This window comes from Micromonospora chokoriensis, from assembly GCF_900091505.1.
GTDB classification, from domain to species: Bacteria; Actinomycetota; Actinomycetes; order Mycobacteriales; family Micromonosporaceae; genus Micromonospora; species Micromonospora chokoriensis.
In genome coordinates this window covers 367,185-394,059 of sequence record NZ_LT607409.1, presented here as the reverse complement: position 1 = coordinate 394,059, position 26,875 = coordinate 367,185, and the positions used below count along the sequence as shown (strand labels likewise).

Annotated in this window: 27 protein-coding genes and 1 tRNA gene; 22 read left to right on the top strand and 6 right to left on the bottom strand. The window is 72.6% G+C overall.

Annotated elements, in window-relative coordinates; genetic code table 11:
* Window positions 1-31: 31 nt before the first annotated feature.
* A complete protein-coding gene (locus GA0070612_RS01795) occupies window positions 32-1,651 on the top strand; it encodes a DUF885 domain-containing protein (RefSeq protein ID WP_088991208.1) in 1,620 nt (539 codons plus the stop codon).
* A 14-nt stretch (window positions 1,652-1,665) separates the two neighbouring features.
* Here GA0070612_RS01795 and nudC read toward each other — a convergent pair whose 3' ends face one another.
* Window positions 1,666-2,544 carry an NAD(+) diphosphatase gene (gene nudC, locus GA0070612_RS01790; RefSeq protein WP_088986318.1) on the bottom strand — a complete coding sequence of 293 codons (879 nt, stop codon included), beginning with the start codon at window positions 2,542-2,544 and terminating at the stop codon, window positions 1,666-1,668.
* Window positions 2,541-3,233: a hypothetical protein gene (locus GA0070612_RS01785; protein WP_088986317.1), complete on the bottom strand. Its 693-nt coding sequence runs from the start codon at window positions 3,231-3,233 to the stop codon at window positions 2,541-2,543. The genes nudC and GA0070612_RS01785 overlap by 4 nt, the downstream gene beginning before the upstream one ends.
* Before the next feature lie 213 nt (window positions 3,234-3,446).
* Here GA0070612_RS01785 and eno point away from each other — a divergent pair, with 213 nt between their 5' ends.
* The 17 genes from eno to GA0070612_RS01695 all read left to right on the top strand — a co-directional run bounded on the left by eno (window position 3,447) and on the right by GA0070612_RS01695 (window position 18,968).
* Window positions 3,447-4,730 (top strand): phosphopyruvate hydratase, encoded by a 1,284-nt coding sequence (eno, locus tag GA0070612_RS01780; RefSeq protein WP_088986316.1) that lies wholly within the window; start codon window positions 3,447-3,449, stop codon window positions 4,728-4,730.
* A gap of 78 nt (window positions 4,731-4,808) precedes the next feature.
* Complete coding sequence (locus GA0070612_RS01775) at window positions 4,809-5,447, top strand: FtsB family cell division protein (protein ID WP_088991207.1); 639 nt, start codon at window positions 4,809-4,811, stop codon at window positions 5,445-5,447.
* 34 nt (window positions 5,448-5,481) lie between these two features.
* Entirely contained in the window at window positions 5,482-6,039 is a 558-nt protein-coding gene (locus tag GA0070612_RS01770) for a DUF501 domain-containing protein (protein ID WP_088991206.1), read from the top strand.
* A complete protein-coding gene (locus tag GA0070612_RS01765; protein WP_088986315.1) occupies window positions 6,036-6,557 on the top strand; it encodes an amino-acid N-acetyltransferase in 522 nt (173 codons plus the stop codon). The genes GA0070612_RS01770 and GA0070612_RS01765 overlap by 4 nt, the downstream gene beginning before the upstream one ends.
* Window positions 6,558-6,773: 216 nt before the next feature.
* Entirely contained in the window at window positions 6,774-7,814 is a 1,041-nt protein-coding gene (locus GA0070612_RS01760) for an ArsR/SmtB family transcription factor (protein ID WP_157742400.1), read from the top strand.
* Window positions 7,815-7,836: 22 nt separating this feature from the next.
* Window positions 7,837-8,778, top strand: coding sequence for a Ppx/GppA phosphatase family protein (locus GA0070612_RS01755; protein WP_088986313.1), 942 nt, complete (start codon window positions 7,837-7,839; stop codon window positions 8,776-8,778).
* Between the two features lie 317 nt (window positions 8,779-9,095).
* Window positions 9,096-9,428 carry a PadR family transcriptional regulator gene (locus GA0070612_RS01750; RefSeq protein ID WP_088986312.1) on the top strand — a complete coding sequence of 111 codons (333 nt, stop codon included), beginning with the start codon at window positions 9,096-9,098 and terminating at the stop codon, window positions 9,426-9,428.
* On the top strand, window positions 9,425-10,477 hold the full coding sequence (locus GA0070612_RS01745) for an HAAS signaling domain-containing protein (RefSeq protein WP_088986311.1): 1,053 nt from the start codon (window positions 9,425-9,427) through the stop codon (window positions 10,475-10,477). The genes GA0070612_RS01750 and GA0070612_RS01745 overlap by 4 nt, the downstream gene beginning before the upstream one ends.
* A 130-nt stretch (window positions 10,478-10,607) precedes the next feature.
* Window positions 10,608-11,366: an LppU/SCO3897 family protein gene (locus GA0070612_RS32330; protein WP_157742399.1), complete on the top strand. Its 759-nt coding sequence runs from the start codon at window positions 10,608-10,610 to the stop codon at window positions 11,364-11,366.
* A gap of 249 nt (window positions 11,367-11,615) precedes the next feature.
* The gene (locus GA0070612_RS01730) at window positions 11,616-12,302 is read left to right on the top strand and encodes a dienelactone hydrolase family protein (protein ID WP_088986309.1); all 687 of its coding nucleotides are present in this window, start codon (window positions 11,616-11,618) and stop codon (window positions 12,300-12,302) included.
* Window positions 12,303-12,321: 19 nt separating this feature from the next.
* Window positions 12,322-13,035 (top strand): uracil-DNA glycosylase, encoded by a 714-nt coding sequence (locus GA0070612_RS01725; protein ID WP_088986308.1) that lies wholly within the window; start codon window positions 12,322-12,324, stop codon window positions 13,033-13,035.
* A 20-nt stretch (window positions 13,036-13,055) separates the two neighbouring features.
* Complete coding sequence (locus GA0070612_RS01720) at window positions 13,056-13,844, top strand: DUF4129 domain-containing protein (protein WP_088991205.1); 789 nt, start codon at window positions 13,056-13,058, stop codon at window positions 13,842-13,844.
* Window positions 13,841-14,425, top strand: a complete 585-nt coding sequence (locus GA0070612_RS01715; RefSeq protein ID WP_088986307.1) for a hypothetical protein — start codon at window positions 13,841-13,843, stop codon at window positions 14,423-14,425. The genes GA0070612_RS01720 and GA0070612_RS01715 overlap by 4 nt, the downstream gene beginning before the upstream one ends.
* The gene (locus GA0070612_RS01710) at window positions 14,425-15,432 is read left to right on the top strand and encodes an AAA family ATPase (RefSeq protein WP_088986306.1); all 1,008 of its coding nucleotides are present in this window, start codon (window positions 14,425-14,427) and stop codon (window positions 15,430-15,432) included. The genes GA0070612_RS01715 and GA0070612_RS01710 overlap by 1 nt, the downstream gene beginning before the upstream one ends.
* Window positions 15,432-16,862: a DUF58 domain-containing protein gene (locus GA0070612_RS01705; protein WP_088986305.1), complete on the top strand. Its 1,431-nt coding sequence runs from the start codon at window positions 15,432-15,434 to the stop codon at window positions 16,860-16,862. Before GA0070612_RS01710 ends, GA0070612_RS01705 begins: the two co-directional genes overlap by 1 nt.
* Before the next feature lie 111 nt (window positions 16,863-16,973).
* Complete coding sequence (locus tag GA0070612_RS01700; RefSeq protein WP_408630554.1) at window positions 16,974-17,534, top strand: hypothetical protein; 561 nt, start codon at window positions 16,974-16,976, stop codon at window positions 17,532-17,534.
* A gap of 102 nt (window positions 17,535-17,636) precedes the next feature.
* Window positions 17,637-18,968 (top strand): NAD(P)/FAD-dependent oxidoreductase, encoded by a 1,332-nt coding sequence (locus tag GA0070612_RS01695; protein ID WP_088986303.1) that lies wholly within the window; start codon window positions 17,637-17,639, stop codon window positions 18,966-18,968.
* A 68-nt stretch (window positions 18,969-19,036) separates the two neighbouring features.
* Here GA0070612_RS01695 and GA0070612_RS01690 read toward each other — a convergent pair whose 3' ends face one another.
* A complete protein-coding gene (locus tag GA0070612_RS01690; protein ID WP_088986302.1) occupies window positions 19,037-20,893 on the bottom strand; it encodes a hypothetical protein in 1,857 nt (618 codons plus the stop codon).
* A 101-nt stretch (window positions 20,894-20,994) separates the two neighbouring features.
* On the opposite strand from GA0070612_RS01690, the gene GA0070612_RS01685 reads away from it, so the two are divergent.
* The 4 genes from GA0070612_RS01685 (at window position 20,995) to GA0070612_RS01670 (ending at window position 23,419) form a co-directional block, all read left to right on the top strand.
* Window positions 20,995-21,075, top strand: a tRNA-Leu gene (locus GA0070612_RS01685).
* A 108-nt stretch (window positions 21,076-21,183) separates the two neighbouring features.
* Complete coding sequence (locus GA0070612_RS01680; protein ID WP_088986301.1) at window positions 21,184-21,999, top strand: Bax inhibitor-1/YccA family protein; 816 nt, start codon at window positions 21,184-21,186, stop codon at window positions 21,997-21,999.
* A gap of 136 nt (window positions 22,000-22,135) precedes the next feature.
* Window positions 22,136-22,894, top strand: a complete 759-nt coding sequence (locus GA0070612_RS01675; RefSeq protein ID WP_088991204.1) for a Bax inhibitor-1/YccA family protein — start codon at window positions 22,136-22,138, stop codon at window positions 22,892-22,894.
* Between the two features lie 204 nt (window positions 22,895-23,098).
* The gene (locus GA0070612_RS01670) at window positions 23,099-23,419 is read left to right on the top strand and encodes a hypothetical protein (RefSeq protein WP_088986300.1); all 321 of its coding nucleotides are present in this window, start codon (window positions 23,099-23,101) and stop codon (window positions 23,417-23,419) included.
* Between the two features lie 160 nt (window positions 23,420-23,579).
* Here the strand turns inward: GA0070612_RS01670 and GA0070612_RS01665 are convergent, their stop codons facing one another.
* The 3 genes from GA0070612_RS01665 to GA0070612_RS01655 all read right to left on the bottom strand — a co-directional run bounded on the left by GA0070612_RS01665 (window position 23,580) and on the right by GA0070612_RS01655 (window position 26,782).
* A complete protein-coding gene (locus GA0070612_RS01665; RefSeq protein ID WP_088986299.1) occupies window positions 23,580-24,842 on the bottom strand; it encodes an acetyl-CoA C-acetyltransferase in 1,263 nt (420 codons plus the stop codon).
* 78 nt (window positions 24,843-24,920) lie between these two features.
* Entirely contained in the window at window positions 24,921-25,733 is an 813-nt protein-coding gene (locus GA0070612_RS01660; RefSeq protein ID WP_088986298.1) for an SGNH/GDSL hydrolase family protein, read from the bottom strand.
* Window positions 25,730-26,782, bottom strand: coding sequence for an SGNH/GDSL hydrolase family protein (locus tag GA0070612_RS01655; protein WP_088986297.1), 1,053 nt, complete (start codon window positions 26,780-26,782; stop codon window positions 25,730-25,732). Before GA0070612_RS01655 ends, GA0070612_RS01660 begins: the two co-directional genes overlap by 4 nt.
* Between the last annotated feature and the right edge of the window lie 93 nt (window positions 26,783-26,875).

Sequence of the window (26,875 nt, the reverse complement as noted above, 5' to 3'; positions counted from 1 at the left end):
GTTGTCGGGGGTGATCGGTAGGGTGGGCCGGGTGGAAGCCTTTGGGGTGCTGGCCGAGCGGGTTGTCGAGGCGTTGCTGGAGTCGCGGCCGGGGGTGGCCACCGCCGCCGGCGACCACCGGTTCGACGACCGGCTCCCTGATCTGTCCCCCGACGGGCTCGCGGCCGATCGGGCGATGCTCTCCGACGCGGCCAACGCGCTGTCCGAACTGGACCCGGATTCGCTCGACGTGGACGAGCAGGTCGACCACGCGCTGCTGTCCTCCTTCGTGGACCGGGAGTTGTTCGAGCTGACCGAGATCCGGTCGCACGAGTGGAACCCGCTGTGGCACAACCCCGGCTCGCTCCTGCACCCGTTGCTGACCCGCGCGTACGCCCCGGCGGAGGTGCGACTGACCCAACTGGCCGGTCGGCTCGCCGCCGTACCGGACGCCCTCGCCACCGCCCGCTCGATGCTGCGCGACATGCCGCGGATCCATGCGGAGACGGCGGTCGGGCAGTTCGCCGGCACGGCCGCGTTGATCCGCGACGAGCTGCCGGCCCTGCTCGCCCAGGCGCCGAACGGCCTCGACCGGGTCGAGCCGGCGGCCACCGAGGCGATCGCCGCGATCGAGGAGTTCGTCGCGTGGCTGCGCGCCGGCCTGGCCGCCGACGCGGGCCCCGGACGTGACCCCCGGCTGGGCCGCCGCCGCTGGGAGGCCCGGCTGTGGCACACCCTCGACACCGAGTTGGGCGCCGCCGAGATCCAGCGCCGTGCCTGGGCCAACCTGGACCGGGTCACCGCGGAGATCCGCGAGGCGGCCGTCGAGCTGGTCGGTGGCCCGGCCGACGACGCCGCGGTGCGCAGGGCGCTGGACCTGCTCGCCGCCGAGCACCCGGACGACGCGACGATCGTCGAGCTGGCCGCTGTGACACTGGACGAGGCGACCGACTTCGTCCGCGCCCACGACCTGGTCACCCTGGTCGACGACAGGTGTGTGATCCAGGAGATGCCGGAGTTCGCCAGGGGTGTCGCGGTGGCCTACTGCGACGCGCCCGGCCCGCTGGAGACCGCGGCGGTGCCGACCTTCTACTGCATCGCGCCCACCCCGGCGGGCTGGCCGGCGCAGCGCGTCGAGTCGTTCTACCGGGAGTACAACGACCACATGATCCGCAACCTGACCGTGCACGAGGCGATGCCGGGGCACTTCCTCCAGCTCGCCCACGCGCGCCGCTACGTCGGCGGCACCCGGGTCCGTGCGCTGGCCGAGTCCGGCCCGTTCATCGAGGGTTGGGCGGTGTACGCGGAGGAGCTGATGACGGGCCTGGGCTTCGGTGGCCTGCCGGTGCGGTTGCAGCAGCTCAAGATGCAGCTCCGGATGACCATCAACGCGCTTCTCGACCAGTTGGTGCACGCCGAGGACCTGCCCGAGGCGGAGGCGATGGCGTTGATGACCGGGCGCGGCTTCCAGGAGGAGGGCGAGGCGGCCGGCAAGTGGCGTCGGGCGTTGCTCACCTCCACCCAGCTCTCCACCTACTTCGTCGGCTACAGCGAGGTCGCCGAGATCGCCGCTGCCCGCCCCGACGGGGTGTCGGTGCGAGACTGGCACGACGCGATGCTGTCCCACGACTGCCCGCCGCCGCGCCACCTGCGTACCCTGCTCGGCGTCTGAGGGTCCGCGCGGGTTCAGGCCCGTGCGGCGCTCACCGTCGCGTCGATCAGCCAGCGCGAGATGGAGTACGCGGGCGGCAGTTCCGCCGGCAGCGCATCCACGCCGAACCACCGCGCTTCGGTCAGCTCCCGACCGTCGACCACCGGCTCGGCGTGCGGGTCGGCGGCACGGGCGGTGAAACCGGCGAGCAGCACGCCCGGGCCGGAGATCGCCCACGGCTGGCTGCCGAAGTACGCCAGTCGGTCGACGGGCAACCCGACCTCCTCGCCGACCTCCCGGTGCACGGCCGCCTCCAGCGTCTCGCCGGCCTCCACGAAGCCGGCGACGAGTGCCCACAGCCCGGTCGGTCCGGTGGCGTGCCGCACCAGCAGCAGCTCGTCGGCGTGACCCGCCGGGCCGGGCCGGGTGATCGCCACCAGCACCGCGGCGGAGAGCTGCATCGGGACGTACAGGCCGCAGTCGGGGCACCGCCGCGCGGTCTCGCCCGGCTGGTCGGTCAGTTCGGCGCGGCAGGTGCCACACCACCTGTGGGTACGCCGCCAGGTGATCACCGCCAACGCCCGGCTGGCGAGCGCGGCGTGCGGCTCCGGCACCTCGGCGGCGAGCGACGCCCAGCCGAGTGCCCGGCCGGGGAGGGTGCCGGCGGTGGTGAGATCGGTGGCCCAGGCGGGCACCCCGTCGAGGGTGCCCAGCGGCACCCACTCGGTGTCGGCGGGCAGGTCGGCGACGCGGAGTGGTCGACCGTCGGCGGCGGTCAGCAGCTTCGCGCCGGTCACCGGTAGGGCCAGGTCGCCGGAGGTGGGTAGCCGCCCTCGCTCGGCCCCGGGCTGGAAACCGGCGGGTCGTGCCCACGCGGGTCCGTCGAGCCCGGCAGCGGCGGCCGGGCCGGTCACGACCCTCCCGGGCGGCTGTCCACGACGCCGGCACCGGCCGGCGGGTCGAACGCGTCGGCGTCCACGGTCGCGGAGTAGCGGCTCAACGCCAGCTCCATCGGCTTGCCGTCGACCGGCCCCGTGAAGCTGCCGAGCACACCCTCGGTGGTCACGCAGGCGGTGAAGTCACCGGAGGAACTCTGGACGTTCACACACGTGGCGTGGTGTCCGGCGATCGTGGTGTCGCTCTGCTTGATGACCGCCTGTGGGTCGAGCGCGGCGGTGGTCAGCAGCCCGACCACCACCGGCGGCGTGACCAGCCCCTGCTGGTTGGCTTCGCCGAAGAGCGTCACGGTGGGCTTGCCGCCCGGGGTGGGCGGGGTGGCCAGCGTGCACTCGGGCCGGGCGCCGGTGGTCGTGCACCGGGTGATCGCCTCCGGTGTGACGGTGAGCCGCCCACCCGGATAGGTGTACGCGGAGCGGGCCGGGTCCTGCGCCTGCACGATCGCGGCGCTCTGGCCGCCGGGTAGCTGGTAGTCGGCCGAGTACGTCAACTCCAACGCCCGGTCGAGTCGGGCGGCGAGGTCGTTGACCAGTTCCGAGCGACCCATGGCGACTCCGGCGTCCTCGAATGTCTGACAGCCAGTGACCGTGAGCGACGCGATGACCGACACGGCGAGCATGCGGAGGGTGGTCGAGGCGGCGGGCATGGCGACCAGCCTGGTGGATTTGGTCCGCGCAGCGCAAACCCGTTGCCGGTTGACGCCCGGAAATCCGGGAATGTCCGTCAGTGCGGGGCGACTCGGGTGCGCGGGCGACGCCGTGCCGTTTCCCGTGGCCCGATACGCTGCGTTCAACACCTGCCTCAGCCGCACCGTCGCGGCCCACCCACGGACCGGATCACAACAACGAGGAGCGACTCAGTGGCAACCATCGAGGGAATCGTCGCCCGGGAGATTCTCGACTCGCGGGGCAACCCCACTGTCGAGGTCGAGGTCGGCCTGGACGACGGCACGGTGGCTCGCGCCGCGGTGCCCTCCGGCGCTTCCACCGGCGCGTTCGAGGCGATCGAGCTGCGCGACGGTGACGCCGACCGCTACCAGGGCAAGGGCGTGGAGAAGGCGGTCTCCAACGTCGAAGACAAGATCGTCGACCAGATCATCGGGTACGAGGCCAGCGAGCAGCGGCTCATCGACCAGAAGATGCTCGACATCGACGGCACCGACAGCAAGTCGGAGCTGGGCGCGAACGCCATCCTGGGGGTCTCCCTGGCGGTGGCGAAGGCCGCTGCCGGCAGCGCCGAGCTGAGCCTCTTCCGCTACCTGGGCGGCCCGAACGCGCACCTCCTGCCCGTGCCGATGATGAACATCCTCAACGGTGGCGCGCACGCCGACTCGAACGTCGACATCCAGGAGTTCATGATCGCGCCGATCGGCGCTCCCACCTTCCGGGAGGCGCTGCGCTCGGGCGCGGAGGTCTACCACGCGCTCAAGTCGGTGCTGAAGAAGAAGGGCCTGTCGACGGGCCTCGGTGACGAGGGCGGCTTCGCGCCGAACCTGCCGACGAACGCGGCGGCCCTGGACCTGATCGCCGAGGCGGTCGAGAAGGCCGGCTACCGGCTCGGCACCGACATCGTGTTCGCGCTCGACGTGGCGGCCACCGAGTTCTTCGACAACGGCACCTACACCTTCGAGGGTGCCGCGAAGTCCGCCGAGGACATGAGCACCTACTACACCAAGCTGGCCGACGAGTACCCGATCGTGTCGATCGAGGACCCGCTGGCCGAGGACGACTGGAGCGGCTGGCAGACGCTGACCGCCTCGATCGGCGACCGGGTGCAGATCGTCGGCGACGACCTGTTCGTCACCAACCCGCAGCGCATCGCCCGTGGCATCGCGGAGAAGTCCGCGAACGCCGTCCTCGTCAAGGTCAACCAGATCGGCTCGCTGACCGAGACCCTGGACGCGGTGGACCTGGCCCACCGGGCCGGCTTCATGTGCATGATGAGCCACCGCTCCGGCGAGACCGAGGACACCACCATCGCCGACCTGGCGGTCGCCACCGGTTGTGGCCAGATCAAGACCGGCGCGCCGGCCCGCTCGGACCGGGTCGCCAAGTACAACCAGCTGCTCCGGATCGAGGAGGAGCTGGCCGACGCGGCGCGCTACGCGGGCGCCGGCGCGTTCCCGCGCTACCGTTCGGCCTGAGACGCTGCCGGGAAGCCCCGCCACGGGGCTTCCCGACAAACCCTGTAACGCACGAAGCCTCGGGGGAGGGGTGTGACGATGCAGCAGCGCCGCACACCGGGTGGTCAGCGTCCCGCCCGCCGGCCGGGTCAGTCCGGCCGGCCGGGCGGAGGCCGCTCCACGCGGGGATCGGTGCGGGAGGCCGGCGTCCGCGCCGAACCCCGTACCGCCGCCGGTCGGGCACCGGGCGCGGCCCGGGGCGCCGAGGGGGTGCGCTCGGCGAACCGTCCGGCCGCCGCCCGGCGTACCGCCGCCGGTGGGACCGTCAAGCGGCTCGTCGCACCCCACCCCCGTCGCTTCACCGGTCGGGCCACAGTGCTGTTCGCGGTCCTGATCGCGCTCGCGCTCGCCTATACCTACCCGGTCCGGGTCTACCTGGACCAGCAGGCCGACATCGAGCGCATGGAGGCGGCCCAGGCGGCGCAGGAGGCGGAGATCGCCAAGCTCACCGCCGAGGCGGCCAACTGGAAGGACAAGGAGTACATCAAGACGCAGGCTCGGGAGCGGTTCTTCATGGGCGAGCCGGGCGAGAAGATGATGGTCGTGTTGCACGACCCGGAGGGCGCCGCCCGGGACGCCGGGAAGTCCGGTTCGACGCCCCCGCCCGGGCCGACCACCTGGTACGACACGCTCTGGTCGAGCGTGCGGGCAGCCGACAGCCAGCAGCCGGGCAAGTGAACCACCGATCAGCGCACCAGGAGAGATGGGCACCGTGACTGTCGTACCACCGTCGGAGCCGGCGGCGGACTCCGTACCCCTGCCGCAGCGGGAGCCCGCGACCGAGGCCGACCTGGCCGCGGTGGCCGCGCAGCTCGGTCGCACGCCCCGGGGCACCCGGGCGGTCGCCCACCGGTGCCCGTGCGGCCTGCCGGACGTGGTGGAGACGACCCCCCGCCTGGCCGACGGCACGCCGTTCCCCACGCTCTACTACCTGACCTGCCCCCGGGCCACGGCGGCGTGCAGCCGGCTGGAGTCGGCCGGGCTGATGAAGGAGATGGCGGACCGCCTGACCACCGATCCCGAGCTGGCCGCGCACTACCGTGCCGCGCACGAGGACTACCTGGCCCGCCGGGAGGCGATCGGTGACGTGCCGGAGATCGCCGGCATCTCGGCCGGCGGGATGCCCGGCCGGGTGAAGTGCCTGCACGTGCACCTGGGGCACGCGTTGGGCGCCGGCCCCGGGGTCAACCCGTTCGGCGACGAGACGTTGGAGCTGGTCGAGCCCTGGTGGGCCGCAGGCCCGTGCGTGGACGTGCCGGCGGACGAGTGAGCGCGCCGACTGCGGAGCAGATCACGGTCCGGCGGGCCCGCACCGGGGACGTCCGGGGCATCCGGCGGCTGGTGGACACCTACACCAACGACCGGCGGCTGCTGAGCAAGGCCACCGTCACCCTCTACGAGCAGGTGCAGGAGTTCCGGGTCGCGGTCCGCGCCGAGGACGACGTCGTGGTGGGCTGCGGCGCGCTGCACGTGATGTGGGAGGACCTGGCCGAGATCCGCACGGTAGCGGTGGACCCGTCGTGTCGCGGTCAGCGGATCGGGCACCGGCTGGTGAGCGAGCTGATCGACGCGGCCCGGGAGCTGGGCGTGGCGCGGATCTTCGTGCTCACCTTCGAGACGCGGTTCTTCGGCGCGTTCGGCTTTCGGGAGATCGACGGCGCACCGGTGCCGCAACCCGTGTACGAGCAGCTGCTGCGCTCGTACGACGAGGGTGTCGCGGAGTTCCTGGACCTGGAACGGGTCAAGCCGAACACGCTGGGCAACACCCGGATGCTGCTGCGTCTGTAGCCGACGGGCGTCAGCTCGCCGCGGAGGTCGGGGCCGACGAGGGTTGCCCCCGCTCAGCACAAGCTGCAACGACGACGGTGAGGCAGAGCCCCGTCAACACTGCCACCGTCGGCCGCACGTCGGCCACCCCCCGTCGACCCCGCCGTCCACCCTGGAGGTGGCCGACTCGGGAAACAACCCTTTCGGTCCTGGGCGAAGCAGGGCAGGCTGTCTCCCATGCTTCGCCTCCATCTCGGGTCGGCGGATCTCTGCCGGGTGCGCTTCGGCGACCGGCTGCACCCGGTCGGCACCGCGCTGCTGGCCGGGCAGTGGCTGCGCGACCCGACGGTCGCGATGATGGCGCCGGCCCTGGCCGAGCGAGCGGCAGCTGTGGAGACCACCGGGACCGCCCAGGCCGCAACCGCGATCCTGCGACACCTGCTGCCGGCACGGGGGCGTCTGCCGGACTTCGTCACACCCTTCGACGGGGTGGAGTCCGTCACCGCCGGCCTGGCGGCGATCCAGGCCACCCCGGCACGGCGGGTACGCGACGAGGTCGTCGCCGCGTACGGGGACGTGGCGGCCACCCCGCTGCGGCGGCGGTTCGCGGCGGCCGACCCGGAGGTGCTGGACCTGTTCGGCGGGGCCGTCCGCACCTGGTTCGACGCCGTCCTCGCGCCGCACTGGTCCGAGCTGGTCTCCGCGTACCGCCAGCAGGTGACCTGTGCCAGCCAACGGCTGGCGCAACACGGCCTCGCCGGCCTCTTCGCGGGCCTGCACCCGGCGATCAGCTGGCGGGAGCCGGTGCTGGAGATACAGACGTGGTGGGACGGGGACCTGCCCGGCACCGGTCACGGGCTGCTCCTGCTGCCATCGCCGCTGGCCGGGCCCCGACCACGGGTCCTGGTCGAGCCGGGGCACCCCATCCTGCTCGTCTACCCGTCGTCGATGCCCGCGCGCCCGGCCACCGCCGACGGTGACGCCCTCGGCCGGCTGATCGGCGTCACCCGGGCGCTGGTCCTGCGCCGGCTCGCGGCCGAGGGCGGGTTGACCACCACGGTGCTGTCCCGGGCGGTCGGCATCAGCCTCTCCTCGGCCTCGGAGCACGCCAGCGCGCTGCGGGCGACCGGTCTGGTGGTCAGCGAACGGGAGGGTGGGGCGGTCCGACATCACCTGACGACGCTCGGCGCGAATCTGCTGCGGGGCCTGTCGGACGACCCGCCCGCGACGTGCCCGCCGCCGTGCCGGTCCGCCGGAGGGCCGCCCGGCCTGCCGTAAGGTTGCTGCCGTGACGACGCGTGTGGCGGCCATCGACTGCGGGACCAACTCGATCCGACTGCTGGTCGCCGACCTGCCCGACGACGCGGCCGGGCCGCCGGCACCGCTCGTCGACCTGACCCGCCGGATGGAGATCGTCCGACTCGGTGAGGGCGTGGACCGCACCGGTCGACTGGCCCCGGAGGCGATCGAGCGCACCCGGGTGGCGCTGGCGTCGTACGCCGCCGACATCGAGAAGCTGGGCGCGGAGCGGGTCCGCATGTGCGCCACCTCGGCTTCCCGGGACGCCGCCAACGCGGCCGACTTCACCGAGATGGTGCAGCGCACCCTTGGTGTCGCGCCCGAGGTGGTCACCGGCGACGAGGAGGCCCGGCTGTCGTTCACCGGTGCGGTGCGCGGGCTTCCGGCCGACGCGAAGGCACCCTTCCTGGTGGTCGACATCGGCGGCGGTTCCACCGAGTTCGTCGTCGGCGACCGGGAAGCCGGGGTGCGCGCGGCGATCTCGGTGGACATCGGCTGTGTCCGGATGACCGAGCGGCACCTGCCCGACGACCCGCCGACGTCCGAGCAGGTCGCCGCCGCACAGGCCGACATCGCCGCCGCGGTGGACCGGGCGCTCGCCGCGGTGCCCGGCCGGGAGGCGGCCACACTGGTCGGCCTCGCCGGGTCGGTCACCACAGTGGTCGCCATCGCACAGAACCTTCAGGAGTACGACCCGGAGCGCATCCACCACGCCCGCGTGTCGTACGAGGCGGTCGCCCAGGTGACGGCGGACCTGCTGGGTCAGACCCGCGCGCAGCGGCTGGCGAACCCGGTGATGCACCCGGGCCGGGCCGACGTGATCGGCGCCGGCGCGCTGGTGCTTCGCGTGATCATGGAGCGGGCCGGAATGCCCTCCGTGGTCGCCTCGGAGCACGACATCCTCGACGGCATCGCCTGGAGCCTCCACCCCGCCGCCCGCTAGCCGCTTGATCGACTCCCGCTAGCCGCTTGATCGACTCGCCTTCGCCGAAAACGCGGTATCCACCCCGTCAGGACACCCCAATATCGCCGAACCCGAGTCGATCACGCCCGGCCCGGCCCGGCCCGGCCCGACCTGACCCGGCCCGGCCCGACGCGGCCCGGCCCGACGCGGCCCGGCCCGGCCCGTGCCGGACGTGCCGTTCCCGTGCCCCGGATCTTCGGGTGGCGTGCGCTCGGCCGTCCGTGCCCCGCGTTCAGGTCGGCGTGTCGGGGCGAGATCGTTGACGCTACTTCGCATTGCACACTAGTCTCCAATGCGTGGACACCACACAGTTACTGAAGGGCGTGCTGGACCTGGCCGTCCTTGCCGTGCTCCGGGAGGAGGACGGCTACGGGTACGACATCCTGCGCCGGTTGCGCGAGGCTGGCCTGGAGGAGGTCGGCGACGCCTCGGTCTACGGGACGCTTCGCCGTCTCTTCGCCGCCGGCCTGCTCACCACCTATGTCGTGCCGAGTGAATCCGGGCCGCACCGTAAGTACTACTCACTCAACGCCGCGGGGCGTGACCAGTTGACCCGCTCCGGCAAACTCTGGCGCTCGTTCGCCACCACAATGGACACTCTGCTCGACGATCGGGGGCTGGCGGCATGACCGTCACGGAGCAGGAGATCACCGACTACGTGGCGCGGGTCCGGGCCGCTCTGGCCGACCTGCCGCCCACCCAACGCGACGAGCTGACCGAGGATCTCGCCGACCACCTCGCCGAGGTTGCCGCCGAGTCCGGGGGCACGCTCGTCGAGCGGCTGGGCGAGCCCGAGACGTACGCCGCCGAACTGCGCGCCGCGGCCGGCGCCGCCAGCGTCGGTGGACGCAACCTCGACCAGCGGGTCGCCACCGCCATGGTCCGGGTCCGCGCCCGGCTGCGCGCGATCGACGTCCGACTCGGCCCGGCGTTCGGGTACGAGACGGCGAGCGAGTTCCTGCGGTTGCTGCGACCTGCCTGGTGGGTGCTGCGCGGCTACCTGGCGGCGATGCTCGTGACGATGATGAGCACCAATGGAAGCTACGGGCTGCTGCCCCGGTTCGGCGGGGAACTGCTCGCCGGCCTGATCATGCTCGGCGCGTTCGTGCTGGCCTCGATCTGGATCGGTCGCCGATCCGCCCGGCTGGCCGGCTGGCCCCGGTGGGCACTGCACGGCGGCACGTTCGTCCTGGTGGTGTTCGCGCTCGCCGCGCTCGGCCACGCGGAGGACCGTCTCGACCGCGACTACTACTACGACCAGACCTCGGTCGACAGCCAGTACAGCCAGATCCGGGACGTCTACGTCTACGACCGTGAGGGTCGTCTGGTGGAGGACGCGCGACTCTTCGACCAGAACGGCAACCCGATCCGGCTGGGCTATCCGGACTGCGGCGGTCAGATCGACGAGTACGGCAACCCGTTGCTGCGGCCGTACCCGTACTGCCCCGAGCAGGCGCCCTTCGGGCCGCGCGCCCCGGGTGCGACAGTACCGCTCACGCCACCGGCCGCCCCGGCGACGACGCCGACCGCCGCGCCTGGCGCCGGCACCACGGCGGAGCCGAGCGCCAACGCGGGTACGCCCGGTGCGCCGCAGCCGAGCGAGACGGCCTCCGGCGAACCCTCGGTGGGCTCCACCGGGACGCCGAGTGGCGCACCGACGCCGACCGCGACGAGGTGAGTGACGGTGTGAACTGGATCATGTCGATGAAGCTGGGAAATAGCTGAACGGACGAGGCGGGCGGGACGGCACCGGAAATCAATGATCGTTACGGTGTCGTCTGCTCATCAACCCCTCGGAAGGAACCACAGTGCCAGAGCAGGTCGCACCCCCCTCCGCGCCCGACGCCGCAGCACCCCAGCCGGCCGTCGAGACGCCGCAGCCGACGCCGGCCCAGCCGGAGACGGCCAAGCCGGCCGGGGCCGCGCCGGATGCGGCCGCCCCGACCACCTCCGGGCCGGATGCTTCCGCGCCGACCACCAACGCGCCGGATGCTTCCGCGCCGACCACCAACGCGCCGGATGCTTCCGCGCCGAGCACCCCCGCGCCGAGCACCCCCGCGCCGAGCACCCCCGCGCCGAATGCGGCCGCGCCGAGCGCCCCTGCGCCGGATGCGGCCGCCCCGAACACGATCGCCCCGGGTGAAGGGGCGCCCGACGTGGCCAAGCCGGAGGCGGAGAAGTCCGGTGGCAAGAAGGCGCTGGGCATCATCGGGGCGATCCTCGCGGTCGTCGTCATCGCCGGCCTGAAGTTCGGCATCGCCTCGGCGATCGGCAACTACTTCAACAAGGACGAGACGGCTGACGCCAAGGCCGGCGACTGCATCGCCGAGCTGCCCGAGGTCACCGGCACCAAGCAGAAGAAGGTCGACGGCGCGAAGGTCGTGTCCTGCACCTCCACCGACGCCGCGTACACGGTGGTCGGTCGGGTGAACGACCAGAGCCAGGCCCAGGCCCAGGCCGGCACCGCCTGCGACCAGTTCTTCAAGCAGGGCGAGGAGGGGTACGTCTTCTCCAGCATCGAGCCGGGCAAGACCGGCTACGTGCTCTGCCTGACCAAGAAGGCGTGACCACGAAGGCCATGAGGGCCATGAGGGCCACGAAGGCCATGAGGGCCTGACCAGCGAGGACAGCCAGCATCGACGGCGGCGGGAGTGGATCCCGCCGCCGTCGGCGTGCCAGCGGTCACCGGCCGGCGAACAGGAGGTGAATGCCACTGTTCCGGCGTCTTCCCGAGGGCCGCGCGGCGTGGCAGGCTACCGGCACGTAGGACCACTGGGCGACCAGCCAACGATGACTGACCGCTAGGAGGACGGCCCATGGGCGACATGGTGAGCTACCGCAGCAACGGGGGTACGAGCGAGGGGTATCTCGCGATACCCGCCGGCGGAATGGCCAGCCCTGCCGTCATCGTGATCCAGGAGTGGTGGGGCCTCGTTCCGCACATCCGGTCGGTGGCGGACCGCTTCGCCGAGGCCGGTTTCGTCGCCCTCGCCCCGGACTTCTACCACGGCGAGACGGCCAGCGAACCCGACGAGGCGCAGCGCCTCCTGATGGCGATGCGGATGGACGAGGCGGCGAAGGACATCGCCGGTGCGGCCGACTACCTCGCCGGACGGCCGGAGGTCACCGGTAAGGTCGGTGCCGTGGGCTTCTGCGCCGGTGGCAGCCTCGCGCTCTGGTCGGCCACCATCTCCGAGCGGATCGTCGCCACCGCCGGCTTCTACCCCGTGCTGCCCTGGGACTCGATGCGTCCCGACTGGGCCGACTACGCCGGCAAGGCCGCTGTCATCCACTGCTCCGAAGAGGACGGCACCTCGGCCGCCGAGGGTGTGCAGACCGCCCGCCGGGCCATCGAGGAGGCCGGCGGCGACTGCCACCTCTACGACTACCCGGGCACCGCGCACGCCTTCTTCAACGACGACCGGCCGGAGGCGTTCGACCAGCGCGCCGCCTCCAGTGCCTTCGCCCGCACCCTGGAACTCTTCCGGGCCAAGCTTGGCTGAGTCGCGTACCCCGGAACAGGTGGTCGCCCGCGCAGCGCGGGCGGCCGACCTGGCCGACCTCGACGCGGGTGTCAGCGACTGTTTCGCCTGCCCCCGGCTGGTCGAGTGGCGGGAGGAGGTGGCCCGCACCCGCCGGGCCGCCTTCCGTGACCAGGAATACTGGGGGCGGCCGGTGCCCGGCTTCGGCGCCGCCGACGCGCGGATCGCGATCCTCGGGCTGGCGCCCGCGGCGCACGGCGGCAACCGCACCGGTCGGATCTTCACCGGCGACCGGTCCGGTGACGTGCTGTTCGCCGCGCTGCACCGGGCGGGGTTGGCCAACCAGCCGACGAGCGTCGCCGCCGACGACGGGCTCGCCCTGCGCGACATCCGGATCTTCTCGGCGGTCCGATGTGCACCGCCGGACAACAAGCCGACCCCCCGGGAGCGGGACGCCTGCGCACCCTGGCTGCACCGCGAGGTCTCGCTGATCCGGCCCACGCTGCGCGTCGTGGTCGCGCTGGGCGCATTCGCCTGGGCTGCGTGGTGGCCGGTGCTGCGTCAGGTGTACGGGCTGCGACCGCCCAGCCCGCGACCGGCGTTCGGTCATGGGGCACACTGGTCCGGCACAGCCGCTCCGGACCTGCTGGGCAGCTACCACGTCAGCCAGCAGAACACCTTCACCGGGCGGTTGACGCCAAAGATGCTGGACGACGTCTTCGACCAGGCTAAACAGCTGGCCGGGGTGGACTGAGAACGCGTGGGGCGGTGGCGATGACAGACGGAACACGCCCACCCGCGCCGTCACCGGCTGACGAGTCCGGTGTGTTGCGCCCGGCGGTGGGCCTGCTTCGCAGGTGGTGGCCGGTCGGCGCGGTCGCCGCGCTGCTGGCCGGTGCCGCGCTGGCGTCCGCCCACTCGTCGCTCGGGACCAGTCGGATTCCACCTGCGGCGGAGAACGTCCCCTGGGTGCCTGAATACCCGACCGTCGAGCCGTCCCCGTCCATCCCGATCGAGCCACGCGAGGCCGGCGAGGCCACCCAGGCGCACATACCGCAGTGGATCGCCACGGTGGCGATGGCCCTGCTGGGGCTCGCCATCCTGGCCGCCCTCGGCTACCTGACCTGGGTCCTGATCCGGGGCGCGTTGCGCCGTACCACCCGGACGTTGCCGGCGCAGCGGGCCCGGCGTACCGCCGAGGGCACCGCCCGCGAGGTGGTCGCCGCCCTCGACGCCGGCCTGGTGGAGTTGGACGACCGGGACACCGACCCACGGGTGGCGGTGATCGCCTGCTGGGTACGCCTGGAGGAGGCCGCCGCGGCTGCCGGCGTGCCACGGCTCACCGGGGACACCCCCACCGACCTGGTCAGCCGGCTGCTGCGCGGAGACCCGGCGGCCGGTGTGCCGGCGATCGTCAGCGCCGACGTGCTGGCCGAGTTCGCGCACGTCTACCGGGAGGCCCGGTACGCCACCCGTCCGGTCGACGAACGCACCCGCGACCAGGCCCGCGCCGCGCTGCGCCGGCTGCGTGGCGAGCTCACCGCGGCGGTGACGACCGCATGAGCAGCACCAGCATCGACGACCTGCTCGCGTTCGAGGAGGAGGCGCCGCCGTCCGGTCCGCCGGAGCGCCGTTCCCGGTGGCGTCCCGTGCTGCGTGTGCTCGCGTGGGCCGCCGCGCTGGTCGCGGTGCTGCTCGTCGGTCTGCGCGCGGTGGGCCTCCAGATCTCACTGCCGGTCCTGATCGCCGGTGTGCTCGCCGTCCTGGCGGTCCGCCGGGTCACCGCCCTGCTCGCGCCGCCACCCCCGCCGCCGGCCGGTGCCCGGTCCGCGCCGGGCGAGGAGGACGGCAGCTACAACTGGGGTGCCCGGGACGCGCTGCGGAGCGCGATCAACCGGTGGGAGTGGCCCCTGGACTGGTCCGCGACCCGACCCGAACGGTTCACCGGGACGGTGCTGCCCCGGATCGGTGAGCTGGCCGACGAGCGGATGCGCCTGAAGCACGGCGTCACCCGGGAGTCGGACCCGGCCCGTGCCCGTGCCCTGCTGGGTGACCGGCTGTGGACGTTCCTGGAGACCCCGCCCCGCCGCACCCCGTCGCCGCGCGACCTCGCGGTGATCGTCGCCGAACTGGAGAAAATCTGATGAAGGACGTGGACCGGAGCATCGCCCCCGCCGAGGTCGGCCACCTCGCCCGGGCCGTCCTGGACGCGGTCGGCACCGTCGTGGTCGGCAAGCGGGACGCGTTGGAACTGGTCCTCGCCGGCATCCTGGCAGGCGGGCACGTCCTGCTGGAAGACCTGCCCGGGTTGGGTAAGACGCTCACCGCGCGCTCGTTCGCGCAGGCGCTCGGGTTGGACTTCCGCCGGTTGCAGTTCACCCCCGACCTGCTGCCCGCCGACGTCACCGGTTCGTTCCTGTACGACCAGCGCAACGGTGACTTCGCCTTCCGGGCCGGCCCGGTCTTCACCAACCTGCTCCTCGCCGACGAGATCAACCGGACGCCGCCGAAGACCCAGTCCGCGCTGCTGGAGGCGATGCAGGAGAAGCAGGTCTCGGTGGAGGGTGTGACCTACAAGCTGGACGAGCCGTTCCACGTGCTGGCCACCGCGAACCCGATCGAGTACGAGGGCACCTACCCGCTGCCCGAGGCGCAACTGGATCGTTTCCTGCTGCGCGTCTCGTTCGGCTACCCGCACCACGAAGAGGAGTGGGAGGTGCTCCGCCGTCGGATGGGTCGTCGCCGTGAGGAGGCGGACATCAAGGCGGTGGTCGACGCGGCCACGCTGCGGGCCATGCAGGCCGCCCTGGAGGACGTGGTGGTGGAGGACTCCGTCGGCCGCTACATCGTGGCCCTCACCGCGGCCACCCGGGAGCACCCGTCGGTGCTGGTCGGCGCCTCACCGCGCGGTTCGTTGGCGCTGTTGCTGCTGGCCCGGGTGCGGGCCGTCTTCGCCGGGCGGGACTACGTGGTGCCGGAGGACGTCAAGGAGGTGGCCGCACCCGCGCTGGCCCACCGGATCACCCTGCGTCCGGAGATGTGGCTGCGCCGGGTCGACCCGGCGTTCGTGGTCGGCGAGGTGCTGGAGGGCACCCCGGCACCGGCGAGTGGCGCACTGCCCAGCTACGCCGCCGGCGGGCCCCAGCGCTGATGACCGTTCCGACCGAGTCGAGGTCCACCGAGCCGGAACCGGCTGCCGGCTGGGCGCCCACCCCGGCGCTCGGTCGGGCGGTGCTGCTCGCCGGTCTGCTCCTCGTGGCGGGGGTGCTGCTGGGGCGGGTCGACCTGATCGTGTTGGCCGCCCCGTTCGCACTGGGCACCGCGTACGCGCTGCGCCGACGGCCGACGGCGTTGCCGCAGGTCTGGATCACCACGGGTGACGACGGGCCACTGGTCGAGGGCGGCGCCGCTACGGCGGCCGTCAGCGTCGGCAACCCGGACAGTGTCGACTACGACCTGGTGGTGCTGCGTACCCGGGTCTCGCCGTGGCTGCGGATATTCCGGGCCGGCTTCGCCCGGGACGAGGCCGTCGCCGACGTGCCGCCGACCGGTGCTGAGGGTCCGGCGGTCGGCGGCGCGGCTCGTTCCCCGGCCGACCGACCGTTCGTGACGTCGGTGCCCGTCGGATCGGCTGTCGACCTGGAGTTGGCCGGCCGCGCCCTGCGCTGGGGTCGGCACCCGGTCGGCCCGGCCGGTGCGCGGGTCGCCACGGCAGGCGGCCTGCTGGTCTCCCGCGCGGTGATCGTCGAGCCGGTGCGCGTGCGGGTGTACCCGCGTACCGAGCCGTTCGAGGCGGTGGAGGCGATGCCCCGGGCCGCCGGTCTGGTCGGGGCGCACCACTCGCGGCGGCCCGGTGAGGGCGGTGAACTGGCCGGTGTACGGGTCTTCGCTCCCGGGGACCGGTTGCGCCGGATCGACTGGCGGGTCTCGCTGCGCGCGCGCCAGTTGCACGTGGCCTCCACCCTGTCCGACCGGGACGCCGAGGTGGTGGTGCTGCTCGACGTGCTCGCCGAGGCGGGGCGCTCGGGTGGGGTGAACGGTGCCGCCTCGGTGCTGGACACCACCGTTCGGGCCACCGCCGCGATCGCCGAGCACTACCTGCACCGCGGTGACCGCGTCTCGCTGCTGGAGTACGGGCCGGCAGCCCGCCGGCTCCGTCCGGCGGCCGGACGACGGCAGTACCTGACCGTCCTGGAGTGGCTGCTCGACATCCGTGTCACGTCGTCCTCGCACGAGCCGTACGACCAGGTGTTCGGCCCGCAACTGCTGTCGTCGGACGCGCTGGTGGTGGTGCTCACCCCGCTGCTGGACGAACGCTCCGCGCAGATGCTCGCCCGGTTGGCCCGCGCCGGCCGGTTCGTGGTGGCTGTCGACACGTTGCCGACCGACCTGGCGTCACCGAAGGACCGGGGGTGGGCCGAGGTGGCGTACCGGTTGTGGCGGTTGGATCGTGAGGTCATGATCGGGCAGCTCCGGGAGCACGGCGTACCGGTGGTGCGCTGGGCCGGCGCCGGCAGCCTGGACCAGGTGCTGCGGGACGTGGCGAGGTTGGCGACGGCCCCGCGGGTGGGTGGCCGGTGAGCGCGAGGAGTGAGCTTGCGAGCCCCGCAGTCGCGAACGAAGGGCGGGCTCGGTGAGCGCGAGGAGTGAGCTTGCGAGCCCCGCAGTCGCGAACGAGCGGAGGCGCAGATGATTGACGCCGTTAGCGGGCGGGTCCGGGCGGTTCAGAACGCTGTCACCCGGATCAGCCTCGCTCCGCTCCTGGTGCGGTGTGCGATCTTCGTCGTCGTGCTTGCCGGGTTCGCCCTCGCGTTCCCCGCTGAGGTGCTTGCCGGGCGACCGATCCTGTTCCTGACGGTTGCCGCGTTGTTGCCCGCCTTCGGCCCGCGTCGGGTCTGGGCGACCTTCACGGCGTTGGTCACCGTCGGCGGCTGGTTGCTCGCCACCGACGGGTACGGCCGCCCGGTTGCCCTCTGGCGGCTGCTTGCTCTCGCCGCCCTGCTCTACCTGGGGCACACCCTGTGTGCGCTGGCCGCGCTGCTTCCGTACGACGCGGTGGTGGATCCCGAGCTGATCACCCGGTGGCTGTTGCGCTCGGCGGCGGTCCTGCTGGGCACCGCCGTGCTGGGGGTGCTGTTGTTGCAGGCCGGGGGCATCGGTGGGGGGAGCGGATACCAGTGGGTGACGGTGCTGGGTCTGCTGCTCGCCGTGGGCACTTCGGCGTTGCTGGGCTGGCTCCTGCGGCGGCGGTGACCGCTGCTACGGGAGGGTTACGCAGGTCACAGGGGTTGTGCTCCGTCACAGATGGGGGGCGCGAGCGGGATTACCTGAGCCGCCCGGGGAAAGATAGACAACGTGAATCCGAAGCGGATCCTTGTGGTTGGTGCCGGGCACGTCGGTCTGTACGCGGCCCTGCGCCTGTCGAAGAAGCTCAGCTCCCGTGAGGCTGAGGTCATGGTGGTGGATCCCCAGCCGCACATGACCTATCAGCCGTTCCTGCCCGAGGCGGCGGCGGGCAACATCTCCCCGCGGCACTCCGTGGTGCCCCTGCGGCGGGAGTTGAAGCGCTGCAAGATGGTGGCCGGCACTGTCACGCGGATCGAGCACGACCGCAAGGTGGCGACCGTGCAGCCGATCAGCGGCCCGGCCCGGGAGATCACCTACGACCACGTGATCGTGGCTCCGGGCTCGGTGTCCCGCACTCTGCCGATCCCCGGCCTGCACGAGCAGGGCATCGGGTTCAAGACCATCGGCGAGGCGATCTACCTGCGCAACCACGTGCTGGACCGGTTGGACGTGGCCGCTGCCACGCCCGATGCGGACGTCCGTCGCGCGGCGCTGACCTTCACCTTCGTCGGCGGTGGGTACGCCGGCATCGAGGCGCTCGCCGAGATGGAGGACATGGCTCGCGACGCCCTGCGCTACTACCCGGAGTTGAAGCAGGACGAGGTTCGCTGGGTGCTGGTCGAGGCCACCCAGCGGGTGCTGCCCGAGGTCGACCGGGACATGGGCGCCTACACCGTCCAGCAGTTGATGAAGCGGAACATGGACATCCGGCTGGACACCCGGCTCGAGTCCTGCGTCGACGGCGTGGTGAAGCTCTCCGACGGTGACAGCTTCCGGTCCGACACGATCGTGTGGACGGCCGGCGTGAAGCCCTCGCCGATGCTGGACTCGACCGACTTCCCGCGGGACGACCGTCGGCGGATCACCTGCCTGCCCACCCTCCAGGTGGTCGACGGCGACCGGGTGGTCGAGGGCGCGTGGAGCGCCGGTGACTGTGCCGCGGTGCCGGACCTGACGAAGGAGCCGGGCAACTTCTGCTCGCCCAGCGCGCAGCACGCGGTGCGCCAGGCCGCCCGGATGGCCGACAACATCGCCGCCGTGATCCGGGGCCGCGAGCCGGTGGACTACAAGCACAAGCACGTCGGCAGCGTCGCGAGCCTCGGCCTGCACAAGGGCGTCGCCCAGGTGTACGGGATCAAGATGACCGGCTGGCCGGCGTGGGTCATGCACCGGACGTACCACATGAGCCGGATTCCGTCGTTCAACCGCAAGGTCCGCGTGGTGGTGGACTGGACGCTGGCGTTCGTCCTCAAGCGTGAGGTGGTCGCCCTCGGGCAGCTGCACGACCCGCGTGAGGAGTTCTCCGAGGCGTCCCAGCCGGTCGGCGCCCCCCGCGTCTGACCGGGCTCTGCTCGGCGAAAGGGCCCCTTCCATCGGAGGGGGCCCTTTCGTCATGCCCGGACAGACCGTCAGACCCGCCAGATCCAGGCGTCGGCGATCCGGGTCGCCGGGCCGTAGAGCTGTTCCAGGGTCGACCGCAGGCTCTCCGCGTGCGGGGCGTCGTCGGCCAACGCGACGCAGGAGGCACCCCAGAACTCGGCGTCCCGGGCGGCCTGACGGCGCTGCTCGTCGCCGATGGCCGGTTGGTCGCCGCGTCGGGCGACGTCGGCCAGCAGAGCGGAGGTGGGCTGCTTGAAGGTGCCCATCGCGGCGCTGCCCTTCCGCCCGTAGGGGCCGATGAAGAACCCCTCCGGCAGACCGAAGGCGGCGTCGGCGGCGGTGGCCCAGCGCATCGGCCAGGGCTCCTTGGGCGTGGGCAGTGGCACCGGGACCAGCACCCCGCCGGGGCGTACGCACTGCCGCCAGTGTCCGCCGGTGATGAATTCCGGCACCGCGGGTCGTTCGGCGGTCGGCAGCGGGGTCGGGAAGATCGGCAGCAGCGCCGCGCCGACGGCCAGTGGCACCAGCCGTCGTGCCCGACCGGTGCTGCGCAGCGCCCGGTCGACCGCCAGCACCAGCAGTGTCGCGATGATCGGCAGCAGTGCCAGCGCGAACCGCATCGGCAGCGCGCCGTCCACCACCGGCAGCCCGCTGATCAGCGCGTACGGGCCGGGAATCGCTGTCTTCGTGCCGCCGAGCACCACTTCCGGGCCGAGGGAGAGCGCACCCATCACCAGGCCCGCCACGACGCAGGCGAAGACCAGTCGACGTCGCCCGACCCACATCGCGCTGGCGGCGGCGACCAGCAGCAGGGGCCAACCCAGGAAGGTGTTGTACTCGGCCGGTCCGGTGGTCAGCCGGGCCGACTCGTCGCTGCCGGCCACCGACAGCGGGGAGAGGGTCCACCAGCTGCTCAGGTCGGCGGAGAAGTAGGCCGGCGTGAACATGCCGTCGGCGACTCCCTGGGGGCCGGCGAACTGGAACCACAGCGGGTAGCCGAGCACCAGCAGGGCCAGTCCGGCGGCGATGGCCAGCCCGCCGGCGAAGCCGGGTAGCGCCCGCCGGGCCAGGTCGCGGTCCGCCACGGCGTAGCTGATCGCCATCACCAGCAGGGTGACGGCGGCGAGGAACAACACCTCCTCGCCGACGAAGACCTGCGCGGTCACAGCGCCGGCCAGCCCGGCAGCGGAGGTGATCATCCGTCGACGGTCCGGCCCGGCGGCCAGGTCGCGACCCGGACCGTCGGGTGTCGGCCCCGGGTCGGACGCCCGCAGCAGCCGGACCACCAGCCACACGATCACCGGTACCAGCCACTGGGCGGTCATGTGCAGGTGGCTGTTGGTCTGCGAGACCATCCCCGGGCCGAACCCGCACAGGGCCCCGCCGAGCACGGCGGCGAGCCGGTGGGCCCGCAGGGTCCGGTGGAACAGCAGGTACCACGCGAGAGCGGTCCCGGCGAGGTTCGCGGCGGCGAGCAGCGCGAAGGTGACCGGTGCGCCCAGCAGCAGGGTGACCGGCGCGAAGGCGACGCCGAGCGCGATCACCGTGGTGTTGGCCATCAGGTTGACGCCGTCGGGGGCGTTGAGTCGGTCGCTGAGCAGGTCGAAGTCTCCGAGCAGCGCGCGGGCGTCGACAGCGAGAAACCACTCGTAGAGGGCCTGGTCCTCCGGGTTGAGCGACAGGATGCGGCCGGCGGGGTCGGGCCACAGCCCGTGGGTGAGCCAGCCGGCCAGCACGGCCCAGAGCAGAGCGACGAGCACATCGCCCCGGTGTCGGCCGAGGGCGGCCAGCAGCCGGGTGGTCCAAGGCCGGCGGTCGACCTGATCGGCGAGGCGGATGGCCTGCTCAGGGGCGGCGTCGGGGGCCGTGGAGGCTGCGCTGCTCACGGCATCGACCCTAATGTGGCCAACCCGTCGGGGTACGCCGGGTCGCCGGAGACCGGCTACGGTGACACTGCACTGTGCGTGTCGGCACGCCGGTGCCACCCGCCCGGGTGGTGGAAAGGCAGACACGGCCGCCTTAAAAGCGGCTGCCGAAAGGCGTGCGGGTTCGACCCCCGCCCCGGGCACCCTGTCACTCAGACGCATTCTCATTCGTGATCACCAGGACTTGGCTGCGCCGTTTACTCTTGGAGGGCACGTTCACGTGCACACGACCCCCTGAGGGAGGCCAGACAGTGAAGACCTCGAACCCGGTGCTCGCCCGGCTCGGCCAAGCGGCCGAGCGGGAGCGCTCCGCCGGGTACGCCCCGGCCGGGCCGTACGGACAGCCCGGCATTCCCCAGCAGTACCCGTCCCAGGCCGGTTACCCGGCCGCGCCCCCCACCGTGGCGCCGATGACCGTCGACGACGTGGTCGTCAAGACGGTCGCCCTCCTCGGCATCCTCGGCATCACCGCTGCGGCCGCCTGGGTGCTCGTGCCCGACGCGCTGGTCGGTACCGCCTGGATCGGTGCGGCGCTGGTCGGCCTGGTCCTCGGCCTGATCATCTCGTTCTCCCGGATGGCCAACCCGGCACTCGTCATCGCGTACGCGGTCGTCGAGGGTGTCTTCGTCGGCATGGTCAGCAAGGCGTTCGAGACGGCGTACGACGGCATCGTGCTCCAGGCCGCCGCAGCCAGCTTCGGCATCTTCTTCCTGATGGCGATGCTCTACAAGGCGAAGGTCATCCGGGCCACCCCGGCGTTCGTCAAGGGCATGATCGCGGTCATCACCGGTCTCTTCGCGGTGATGCTGATCAACTTCGTGCTGGCGATGTTCGGCGTCAACACCGGTCTGCGTGACGGCAGCCCGCTGGCGATCGGCTTCAGCCTGGTCTGCATCGTCGTCGCCTCGCTGAGCTTCGTGCTCAGCTTCAAGGAGATCGAGGACGGCGTCCGGATGGGCCTGCCGCAGCGCTACTCCTGGGTGGCCGCGTTCGGCATCCTGGTCAGCCTGGTCTGGCTCTACATCGAGATCCTGCGTCTGCTGAGCTACTTCCAGGGCGACGACTGACCTCGTCCGCCCTGCCGAACGGCGCCCGTCCCCGCTCCGGTGGGGGCGGGCGCCGTCGTCCGCGCTGTTTTCCCGCCGCCGCCGGTCCGCCCAGGGCAGAGTGACTGCAAGGGGTACGTGGGTGAAGGAGGCGGCGGTGCGCAGCAACAACCCCGTACTCAACCGGCTGGACGAGGCCGGCCGGGTGGAGGCCCGGGTGCTCGGCTCCCGCGACGTCGAGCCGATGACCGTCGACGACGTGGTGGTCCGTACCGTCGGATTGCTGATCGTCACCGGCGCGGCGGCGGCGGTGTCCTGGGCGGTGATCCCGGATGCGGCGTGGCTGGGCGCCGCGCTGGCCGGCAGCGCGCTCGCCTCGATCGCGCTGGTCCTGGTCATCTCGTTGCGCGCGATCACCAACCCGGTGCCGATCCTCGGCTACGCCGTCCTGCAGGGTCTGCTGCTGGGGGTGGCGAGCCGTGCCTTCGAGCAGGTCTATCCCGGCATCGTGGTGCAGGCGGTGGCCGGCACCTTCGGCGTCTTCCTCGGCATGGCGGCGCTCTACCGGGCCCGGGTGATCCGGGCGACGCCCCGGTTGGCGCGTCTGGTGATCGGCACGCTGCTCGGCATCGCCGTGCTCAGCGTGGTCAACCTGGTGTCGTACCTGATCACCGGACGGTCGGGCCTGGCGGTCTACAGCGTCAGTGGTGAGGTCGGCTGGTTGCCGTACGCCTTCTCGGTGGTCGCCATCATCGCCGGGGCGTTCAGCTTCATCCTCGACTTCGATCTCGTCGAGCGTTCGGTGCGGGACGGGCGACCCCGCCGGTTCGCGTGGCTGAGCGCGTTCGGCCTGCTCACCGGGTTGGTCTTTCTCTACTGGCAGCTGTTGCGGCTGCTCAGCTACCTGCGCCGCTAACCGACGCCCGCAGTGCCGTCCCGCGCCTAGCCCGCGCCCGTGTTGCCGCCTGGCCGCGTGATCGACTCGGTTTCGTGAAAGACGGGGTGTCCGGGGCGCGGTGATGCACCGATTTTCAGGAAGCCGAGTCGATCATGGCCGCGGGCGCCGATCTCCGGTGGCGCCGGTCGGTCGTGGCGCCGGTCGGCCGTAGACTCGGCGGCGATGAGCGCAGCGGAGTTGGACAAGGCCGTGACGTTGCTGGTGCGTCAGGTGGTGCACTGGCAGCAGCCACGCTGGGCGGCGGTCGCCACCGCCGGCAACGTGTCCCGCGCCGACCTGGTGCACCGGTTGGTGCAGGAGGTCGCCAACCTGGCCGCCGACGCCGAAGGGGAGCCGCGCCGGGTGGTGCCCCGGCTGGACAACGATCTGGCCCTACCCGACCAGGTGCGGGTGGTGGCGGCGGACCTGCTGGCCGCCGGGGCCGACGACGAGGTGCTGGCGCGGGCCGCCGCCGAGGTGACGGCGACCCGCAACGCCCTCTGAGGCCCACGTCAGGACAGGTCCCGCGACGCGCGCCCTGCGGGGGGCGCCGCGGTCCGTGACGAACCGCCGAACGCGGTCCCGCTGGCGAACCGCCGCGCGCCCGGTGGTGCCCGACCGGCCGACGTCGTCGGCGGCGGACACCGACCTCAGGCCACCCGGCTCAGCTCAGCCGCTCCAACACCATGGCCATGCCCTGGCCGCCGCCCACGCACATCGTCTCCAGGCCGATGGTCTTGTCGTGCCACTCCAGGGCGTTCAGCAGGGTGCCGGTGATCCGGGCACCGGTCATCCCGAACGGGTGGCCGACGGCGATGGCGCCGCCCATGACGTTCAGCTTCTCCTCCGGGATGCCCAACTGCCGGTAGCTGGGGATGACCTGCGCGGCGAACGCCTCGTTGATCTCGACGAGGTCGACGTCGTCGATGGTCATCCCGGCGCGGCGCAGCGCCTGCCGGGACGCCTCCACCGGTCCGAGACCCATGATCTCCGGCGACAGGGCGGTCACACCGGTGGAGACGATCCGGGCCAGCGGGGTGAGCCCGAGTTCCTCGGCCCGCTGGGCGCTCATCACCACCACGGCGGCCGCGCCGTCGTTGAGCGGGCAGCAGTTGCCGGCGGTGATGCGGCCGTCCGGGCGGAACACCGGCTTGAGACCGGCGACCGCGTCCAGTGTCACGCCGGCGCGGGGACCGTCGTCGGTGCTCACCACTGTGCCGTCCGGCGTGGTGACCGGGGTGATCTCCCGCGCCCAGAAGCCGTCGGCGATGGCCTTCTCGGCGAGGTTCTGGCTGCGTACGCCGAACTCGTCCATGTCGGCGCGGGTGACGTCGTACACCTGGGCCAGGTTTTCCGCGGTCTGCCCCATGGTCAGGTAGATGTCGGGCAGGTCGCCCGTCTCGCGTGGGTCGGTCCACACCTCGGCGCCGCCCTGCGCGCGGCGCTTCGAGCGCTCGCCGGCCGGGCCGAACCGGGGGTTCTCCCAGCCGCCGCCGACGAGGGCCTGGGCCTCGGAGGGCAGCCCGTCGGAGCTGCCCCGGGCGTAGCGGGACACCATCTCGACGCCGGCGGAGACGAACACGTCGCCCTCACCGGCCCGGATCGCGTGCATCGCCATCCGGGTGGTCTGCAACGACGAGGCGCAGTAGCGGGTCAGCGTGGCACCGGGCACGGTGTCCAGACCGAGCAGCGTCGACACCACCCGGGCCATGTTGAAGCCCTGCTCGCCGCCGGGCAGGCCACACCCGAGGTAGAGGTCGTCGATGGTGGTCGGGTCGAGCGCGGGGATCTTGTCCAGGGCCGCCTGGACGATGGTCGCGGCGAGGTCGTCGGAGCGGACGTCGCGCAGGGACCCCTTGTGCGCCCGGCCGATGGGGGAGCGGGCGGTGGCGACGATGACGGCGTCGCGGGACGACTCAATCGGCATGGGCCAACGTTAACCCGCCGGTAACATGGCACGGAAGGCGCAGGCGCGGCGGGAAATGTCACCCCCCGCCGGGCCGCTCTAGCGCCGGGTGGCGACCGTCGCGGCGGCGGCGACGCCGGGCAGCAGCGCGTGCGCCCAGACCCGGTAGCCGTCGGCGGAGGGGTGGAAGCCGTCGTGGCAGAGCGTCCCCGCGTCGGCCCGGAACACCGGCCCCGTCTCGCTGGCCAGGTCGACCACCGAGCCGCCGGCCTCCAGCACGGCAGTGGTCTGCGCGCGGGCCATGCGCCGGCCGGACCAGCCGACCACCTGGCGCAGCGGAGGGGCGATGGCACGCACCGCGCCGAGATCGGGGCAGGTGCCGACGACCACCTCGACCCGCGCCTCCCGCAGCCGGTGCACCGCCGCGCCGAGATAGGCCGCCGCGTCGGAGGGTCGGCGCAGCCCGGTGGCATCGTTGGCGCCGATCAGGATCAGCGCCACGTCCGGCCGCTCACCGAGCAGGGACCGCGCCACCTGGGTGGCCAGGTCGGTCGAGCGGGAACCGGAGACACCGACGCTGGACAGGTGCACCCGCCGACCGGTCGGGCCCTCGGCGAGCAGGTGTGCCAACTGCCCACCGATGGTGTCCTCGAGACGGTCGACACCGACACCCAGGGCCGACGAGTCACCGAGCAGCACCAGCCGCAGCGGTGGAGCCTCGGCCCGGCCGATCGTGGCCCGTAGGGCCAGCCCCAGCTCCGGTTGGGCGTACCGACGGTGTCGGGCGACGAACGCCTCGCCGGCCAGGACGGCAGCGCCTCCCACGGTGCCGGCGAGCAGCGAGAACGCGGCCGCCCGGCCCAGCCGGCCGGCGACGCCGGCGGTGAAGCCCCGCACTGTGCGCTCGTTCATGCCAGTCCCTCCACTGTCGAGGTGTCCGAGGCGGACCCGTGCTGCGGTGCCGCGCCCACACCGAAGAACGCGCGGCGACGCAGCTGCGCCCACCTGCCCGCCGGCCCTCGGTCGCGACCCCGGACCCGGGTGGCGCTGACCTCCGTGCCGGCGTGCCGGGCCGCCTCCTGCGCGGCCTCAGGCAGCGACCGTACGCCCTCGCCCCGGGTCGGCGTAACCCGTCTTTCCTGCGCGGCGCCGAGCGCGGACAGCATTGTCGGCAGGAGCGCGGCGGCGGCCATCGCGTAACCCTCGGCGGAGGGATGGAACCGGTCCCAGGCGAACATCCGGGTCGGCTCGGCGGTGAACCGGGGGCCGAGCAGGTCACCGAGGGAGACCGTCCAACCGCCCGCCTCGACCACGGCGACCGTCTGGGCGGCGGCGAGTTGTCGGCTCCACCGGTGCGCCAACCATCGCAACGGCGGTTGGATCGGACGGATCGCGCCCAGGTCGGGGCAGGTGCCGACGACCACCTCGCAGTTGGCGTCGCGCAGGGTGTGCACCGCCTCGACCAGGTAGCGCACCGCCAGCCCGCGCGGGGTGCGGTTGGTGATGTCGTTGCCGCCGATGAGGATCACCGCGATGTCGGGTCGGCACTCCAGGGCCGCCTCCACCTGGTGACGGAGCGCCGCCGAGATGGCACCGACCACCGCGAAGCGGTGCAGTCGCACCGGCCGGTGCAGCCGACGGGACAGACCGTTGGCGAGCAGCGCCCCGGGTGTCTCCCGCCGGCGGTGCACCCCGTAGCCGGCCGCCGACGAGTCACCCAGCACGACCATGGTGAGCGCGGGACCGGGGAACTTCGCGCCGTACATGCCGTCGCAGCGCGGGGGCGGCGCCTCGGCCATCGGGATGGTGCGTCGAGCCTGGCGTGCCTGGCCGAGCAGCACCCCGCCGGTAGCCACCGCGGCCGCCGCGGTGGCACCCGTGCCGAGGGCCACCAGGCGGGCGACCCGCCGGGCCTGCCGCCATCTCGTACCACCGGGTACGACGGAATCAGCCACCCCCATACCGCGACATTATCGCGCCGGCCCGACACGCCGCTGTCGTCGTGACGGCACCCGGGTGCCTGGAAACCGACGCGGCGGGGTATCTGTCCGGCA